The 7,423-nt window shown below is 34.1% G+C and carries 4 protein-coding genes and 1 pseudogene; all 5 read left to right on the top strand.

From position 1 onward, the window contains the following. A pseudogene (locus NCCP28_RS20285) lies at positions 1-469 on the top strand (PTS mannitol transporter subunit IIBC); the annotation flags it as partial. Positions 470-720: 251 nt separating this feature from the next. Further along, positions 721-2,838 (top strand): BglG family transcription antiterminator, encoded by a 2,118-nt coding sequence (locus NCCP28_RS20280; RefSeq protein ID WP_248563036.1) that lies wholly within the window; start codon positions 721-723, stop codon positions 2,836-2,838. After that, positions 2,826-3,257: a PTS mannitol transporter subunit IIA gene (locus tag NCCP28_RS20275; protein ID WP_248563035.1), complete on the top strand. Its 432-nt coding sequence runs from the start codon at positions 2,826-2,828 to the stop codon at positions 3,255-3,257. Before NCCP28_RS20280 ends, NCCP28_RS20275 begins: the two co-directional genes overlap by 13 nt. Before the next feature lies 1 nt (position 3,258). Continuing rightward, positions 3,259-4,401 carry a mannitol-1-phosphate 5-dehydrogenase gene (locus NCCP28_RS20270; protein WP_248563034.1) on the top strand — a complete coding sequence of 381 codons (1,143 nt, stop codon included), beginning with the start codon at positions 3,259-3,261 and terminating at the stop codon, positions 4,399-4,401. 521 nt (positions 4,402-4,922) lie between these two features. After that, positions 4,923-7,001 (top strand): transglycosylase domain-containing protein, encoded by a 2,079-nt coding sequence (locus NCCP28_RS20265; protein WP_248563033.1) that lies wholly within the window; start codon positions 4,923-4,925, stop codon positions 6,999-7,001. Positions 7,002-7,423: the final 422 nt, after the last annotated feature.

Here is a 7,423-nt window from a genome sequence, read left to right as displayed (position 1 = left end):
GTTAGCTGGTGTATTTGTAGCAACTATTGTATCTTTCCTAATCGCAGCACTTATTTTGAAAACAAGCAAAGGTGAAGAAGAAAATATCACTGCAGCTACGGAAAAAATGGAAGCATTAAAAGGCAAAAAAAGCTCAGTAGCAGGTTCTTTAACAGAAAAAGCAGTAGAGAATAACGAAGAATTTGATTATAAAAAAGTGAAGAAAATAATTTTCGCATGTGACGCTGGTATGGGTTCTAGTGCGATGGGCGCATCTATCATGCGCAATAAAGTGAAAAAAGCAGAAATTGAAGGAATAGATGTTGCAAATACTTCTATTGCAAACCTTCCAAGTGATGCCGACCTTGTTATTACACATAAAGATTTAACAGATCGTGCTATTGAAAAGTTGCCAAATGCGCATCATGTGTCTGTTGAAAACTTCTTGAACAGCCCTAAATATGATGAGATTATAAATGAGTTAAAATAAAACAATAAAAAATCCAGAGGCGAATTTTTCTCTGGATTTTTTATTTGCCTATTATTGAGAACTGTTTATAGTAATAATGTGAAAAATAGGACAATATAGAAAAGATTCGAAGGAACTTTTAATTAAAAGAAATAACGGAAAAGAAAACTTTTGGCAACATTAAATTTGAAAAAACTATGTTTAGTACTGATTGATAGTGCTAACATACATAATTATAATTAAATTATGTCAAGGCAATAGGGTGATCAGACATGCTGGTTTCAGCTAGAGAGAGACTGATTTTGCAGTTTTTGCTTGAAAATATAAATATAGAAACCACAATAAAACAATTAGCTGATATTGTGAATGTTAGTGAAAGGACCGTTCATCGGGACTTGAAAAATATTGAAGATGTCTTAAAGACATTTCATCTCAAATTACAAAAAAAAGCTGGAGTAGGAGTAAAGGTAAATGGCACACAAAGTGATATATATCAACTGCGTGTCACTATCTTGAAACAAGACTTTACGGAGTACACCCCTGATGAACGAATGATGGTTGCACTTTGTGCATTGCTTGATAATAAGGATCCTATCAAACTTTTCTCATTAGCAAGCGATTTAGGGGTAACAACCGCTACAGTCAGCAACGATCTAGATAAGTTAGAGCCTTTTCTCGAGGAATTTGGATTAAAACTTATACGGAAAAGGGGCTATGGCATTGAATTAGAAGGAACTGAAGAAGGAAAGAGAAGGGCGATTAGCAGTTTGATTTCCGATCGATTTGATGTTCCAGAATTTCTTAAAATGGTTAAGGAAAATATTCAAAAAAAATCGAGCAATAAAGTGGACTCCATTTCTGAACGATTGTTAGGATTAGTGCAAAAAGACAAATTAATATTAATCGAAAGTATTATAGGAGATATTAATGAAGAATTGCCATATCCATTAGCAGACAGTTCCTACGTTGGGTTGGTTGTTCATCTTGCGTTGGCAATGGAAAGAATTCAAAGAGGAGAGAATATTGCTCTTCAAAAAGAGTATTTGCAGGAATTAAAAAGCACAAAGGAATTTGATTTTGCAAGCAAGATTGCATTCCGTCTTGAGCACACATTCGAAGTGGATATACCAGAAGAGGAAATTGGGTATATAACGATGCATCTAAGAGGTGCAAAAATCAGGTATGACAAAGATGTTGGCATAAGAGATGAAAATGTAGAAGTTGCGATGACTGTTCAAAATTTGATAAAAAATGTGGAAAATTTGTTGCATATAAGTTTAAAAGATACGTCTTTATTTCAAGGACTGCTGGCGCATCTTCAGCCAACATTATATCGATTAAAGCAGAAAATGAAAATCTCTAATCCTCTTTTGCCAAAAATCAAGAGTGACTACGCACAATTATTTGAGATAGTTAAAGAAGCGGCTGTACTTTCCATTCCGAATATTTCTATTCCGGAAGAAGAGATTGGCTATTTAGTATTGCATTTTGGATCTGCAATCAATTCTAAAAGGTCGACTAAAAAGCTTAAAGTGCTGATAATTTGTTCCAGCGGAATAGGTACATCCAAAATGCTTGCTGCCAAAATATATAACCAAATTGCTGGTCTTGCTCCTATTAAAACTGCTTCTGTTTTTGAATTGAAAAATATAGACCTTGATGATTTTGATGCTGTTCTTTCTACAATTCCTCTAGATAATATTGGAGAAGAGTATCTGTTGGTTAGTCCGATAGTAACGGAGCAGGATATAGATAAAATAAAAGGTTTCTTGCATCAAGAGGGCTTCTTGCCGCTCGAAGAGGATGTTGCTGAAACAGCAGGGGATAAAGAGTTTCTATCATTGCCTTTTGTTCGTTTTCAGCATTTGGCAAAGCAATTTCAAATTTTATCCGTACTGCTGGCTGAAATGGAACACTGGAAAGAATCAAGTATCCAGGCATTTTCTCTTTTATTAGAAAAAGGATTAAAAATATTACATGATAAAAAGCATATAGATAATGTGGACGATGTTATGCAAGCATTGTTAGAGCGTTCTCATATGGGCGGGTTGGCTATTCCAGGAACGTCAATGGCACTATATCATACCAGAAATAAAAATGTAACAGTGCCGTCATTTAATCTGTTTGATTTGCCAGAGGAAATAGAATTAAAGGCCATGAATGGCGAAAGGGAAAAAGTCAAAAGAATCTTACTATTGTTAGCTCCACTTCAAATAGAGGATTCAGCAATAGAGCTGCTAAGTTTTATAAGCGCTTTAATTATTCAATCAGAAACAAGCATTAAGCTATTTGAAGCTGGCAATAAAGAAGAGCTACAACATTTTATAAGCAATCAATATTTAAATAACTATATTAAAACAAATCAGGAGGCAACAAAATGTCTATTTTAAAAAAAGAAAATATTATTTTAAACAGCAGTGTATCCGAAAAAACAGAAGCTATCAAAAAAACTGGAGAAATACTAGTAGAACAAGGATATGTATCAGCTGATTATATTGAAGCAATGCTAAAAAGAGAAGAGCTTTCTTCTACTTATATGGGGAATTTTTTAGCGATTCCACATGGTACGGACGATGCAAAAACAGCTGTATTGAATTCTGGGCTATCCGTTGTTCAAGTTCCAAATGGTGTAGATTTCGGCGACGGAAATATAGTGAAACTACTTATTGGAATTGCAGGGAAAGATGGCGAACATTTGGAGATTCTTTCTCAAATCGCTATCGTATGTTCTGAAGTTGAAAATGTTGAAAAGTTAGTGGCAGCAAAAACGGAAGAGGAAATCATCGAAATTTTAAGCGAGGTTAACTAATATGAAAGCAATTCATTTTGGAGCAGGCAATATAGGTAGAGGGTTTATTGGTCTTTTATTGCATCAATCTAATTATGAAGTAAATTTTGTAGACGTTAATGACCAAGTTATAGATGCAATTAATAATATTGGCAAATATAATGTTTTCTTAGCAAATGACCAAAAAGATACTTTTGCTGTATCAAATATTAAAGGGATTAATAGCAAGGTAAATCCAGAAAAAGTCATCGAAGCCATTATATCTGCAGATTTAGTGACAACTGCTATTGGCCCCAATATCCTTAAATTTATTGCGCCATTAATTGCGGATGGTTTAAAAGCAAAAAAAGAACAAAATCAAAAATACCTTAATATAATCGCATGTGAAAATATGATTGGCGGAAGTGCACAACTAAAAAAGTTTGTTTTTGAGAATCTAAATGAAGAAGAAAAAGCTTGGGCAGAAGAGTTCATTGGTTTTCCAAATTCTGCAGTAGATAGAATTGTTCCAAATCAGCACAATGAAAACTTATTGGATGTTTTAGTAGAACCTTTTAGTGAGTGGGTTGTGGATGAAATGGAATTAAAAGGAGTAAAACCTGATATTAAAGGAGCGCATTTTGTAGATAATTTACAAGCCTACATTGAAAGGAAATTATTTACTGTTAATACAGGCCATGCAGCAACTGCTTATTTAGGAAATGCACAAAACTATACAACGATTGCAGAAACCATTAGCAATAAAGAGTTAGAAGAGAAAGTACTGCGTGTTTTAGAAGAAACAGGGAAAGTGCTAGTGGAAAAGTATAATTTTAATCCAGAAGAGCATAATCAATATATTTATAAAATTATTGGACGTTTCTCTAATTCTCATATTATCGATGATGTCAAGAGAGTGGGCCGTTCTCCACTTCGCAAGCTAGGAAAAAATGATCGGCTTGTAGCTCCAGCATTAGAATATCTGGAAGTGTTCAAGGTTATTCCAAACAATCTTGTTGATGTAATGGCTGCAGCGTTATCCTTTTATTCTGAGGATGATCAAGAATCCGTTCAATTACAGCAATTAATCAGTGAAAAAGGCGTTTTACAGGCCTTTAGCGAAGTGTCTGGTTTAGAAGAACATCATGAATTGGTAAAAGCGGTAGTTTCCGTTTACAATAAATAAAAGTTTGCATTCTAAGAGCCTTACAAGATTAAACCATTACCTGGGGGAATCTTGTAAGGCTCTTGTATTGTTGTTTAACCAAAAGCGAAATAATCGGAGATTGAAGTTTTTTTTAAAAGGCAAGGCCAAGTATCTGCAGAATAGCTGTTAACTGCTAGACTTTATATTAGTTCGCATTTTGTTTTTTTTATAATGATTCCAGCCCTTTTTGATAATAGGATAAATAATAGGAGCCCATTTGATCACATTCCGCGCCAATTTTTTCATCTTATCACGTCCTTATATTATTTGTATTCCTATTCCCTAGGTATTGCAAGGTTAAACAAGGAGACTCTCCTAAAATAAGATAAATGCCTGTGCTTTGACTAAATGAAAGGGTTTTACAAATAATAAAATTAATATTTTGTTTCTTGTATTTCTGGAAAAAAGAGAATATAGTTTTTATAGAAATTATCTATAATGTAGGATATTGTCATAATATGAGATGTTGCTGAACTAAACGTAAAGGATAGGTCATCTGAATGGAGAAATTAAAACCTTATATAGAAAAAGTTCGCCTTTTTTGGAAAAAAAGACATATAACGCAAATCATACTTTTAGCACTATTAGTTGTTATTCTTCTTTCTATTCTGTATTTTACTTATTTGGCGAGCCAGGCAAACGTAAGTACACTTAAGGCTGGTCTTAGCCAGGCTACGGTGATATATGATAAAGATGGGGATGAAGCAACGAGAATTAAAACAGACCGTACAGAAGGCGTGGAAATAAGCGAGTTGCCAGATTATGTGCCAGGAGCAGTTGTGGCTATTGAAGATGAAAGGTTTTATCAACATAATGGGTTTGATATAAAAGGTATTGCCCGTGTATTTTTTAAAAATATACTTGCAGGAAGAATAACTGGGGGCGGAAGCACGATTACGCAACAGTTGACTAAAAATGCACTGCTTTCTAGTGAACAAACGTATAAAAGAAAAGCAGAAGAATTATTTTTGGCTGTAGAAATAGAAAAGCATTATAAAAAAGATGAAATCCTGCAAATGTACTTAAATCATGTATATTTTGGCAGTGGAGCATGGGGGATAGATACTGCTTCTAAAAAGTATTTCAACAAAAGCATTAAAGATGTTTCTATAAGCGAAGCCGCTTTGCTTGCTGGTTTATTGCAGGCTCCATCTGCTTTAGACCCCTACAAAAACTATGATGGAGCAATGAAAAGAAGAAATATTGTTTTAAGCAAGATGAAGGAACAAAATATTATTACAAATAAGGAATATAAAAAGGCAGTTGGTGAAAAAATCATTTTAGAAGATGGTGGAGGCTCTTTCATTAAGAGAGAATACCCTTATTACACAGATGCAGTAATAGATGAAGCTATTTCTTTATATGGATTGACACAAGATGAACTGCTAAAAAGAGGATACGAAATTTATACAGAAATGGACCAAAATTTACAGTCTACTCTAGAAAAAACATTTGATAGAGACTATTTATTTCCTTCGAGTTCTGACGACGCTTTAGTGCAAGGTGGATCTGTATTGTTAGATCCTGAGACAGGTGGCATAAGAGGACTGGTAGGAGGACGTGGGGAACATGTTTTCCGTGGATTTAATAGGGCGACTCAAATAAAAGCGCAGCCGGGATCAACATTAAAACCATTAGCGGTTTATACACCTGCTCTAGAGGAAGGGTACAAAGTTACTTCTAAGCTTCAAGATAAGCCATTTAAAAAAGGGGATTATGAACCCCAAAACTTTACAAAGACTTATCAAGGAGAAGTGCCTATGTATGAAGCGTTAGAGAAATCTTTAAATGTGCCAGCAGTATGGCTGCTGGACAAAATCGGATTAGATAAGGGGCTAGACTCCTTAGAACGTTTTGGCATTCCCCTTGATAAGGAAGATGAATATTTGGGTGTAGCACTAGGTGGAATGCATAAAGGAGTTTCTCCTTTACAAATGGCGGAAGCATATTCGACATTTCCTAATGAAGGAGTAAGAATGGAAAGTCATCTTATCACAAAAATTGTTGGCCCTACTGGTAAAGTTATTGCAGAATATAAACCAAAGTCTACCAAAGTAACATCTAAATCTGTGGCAGATAATATGACATCTATGCTGTTGGATGTCATCAAAACAGGTACAGGCCAAGGAGCGCAAGTAACTGGTTTTCAAATAGCTGGAAAGACTGGATCTACTCAGCTGCCATTTAATGCTACAGGTACAAAAGATCAATGGTTTGTCGGTTATACACCTAATTTAGTTGGTGCAATGTGGCTAGGGTATGATAAAACAGATCAACAGCATTATCTAGAAAGCAAAAGTTCTGGGGATGTTGTGCCAATATTTAAAACGATTATGGATCAAGCAGTACAATATGTAGAACCAGAAAACTTCAGTGTTTCATCCGTAAGTCAACAATTGGCTAATGAGGAAGATACGAAGCAGAAGGTAGAAAACACTAAAAAAGAGATAAAAGAAAAAGCGAAAGAATTAGAAGGAACTTTAATGGAAAATTCCTCTAAATGGAAAGAAGTTATCAATGAAATGAAAAAAGACGCTGAGAAAGTGGCAGAAAAAGTTAAAGAAATAATAGGCAATTAAAAAAGAAGAGTAAAAGGAATCTCGCCTTTTACTCTTCTTTTTTAATTTGTGAGAAAAGTAACAGCGCAAAATAATGATAACAGCAAGTTATTTAATAGTTTGAATATAATTATGATTTCTTCTATACTGGAGGCAAGAGAATATAATCGGTCTGAAATGGAGGAATTTAATATTGCAATAAAATGAATGCGTTTTCCAATGGAGGTTTTTTAAAAGAAAAAATAGTTTTGGATTAGTTTTGGAAATAGATTTTGGCGAATACTTCTGCTATAATAATTTAGTTGATATTATCTCATTAGGAAAAGAAATGTGATTTATTGTTAATTTATTTGGAAAATTTATCCTTACGATTTTTGTCACATTTACAAACTTTCAGATGTGTTATTATCATACAGGTAGTAATAATAGATAGTTTACCTTAT

The sequence above is a fragment of the Niallia sp. NCCP-28 genome (genome assembly GCF_023168165.1).
Classification (GTDB): Bacteria; Bacillota; Bacilli; order Bacillales; family Cytobacillaceae; genus Niallia.
The sequence above is the reverse complement of the archived record's forward strand: the minus strand, read 5'-3'. Positions and strand labels throughout refer to the sequence as shown.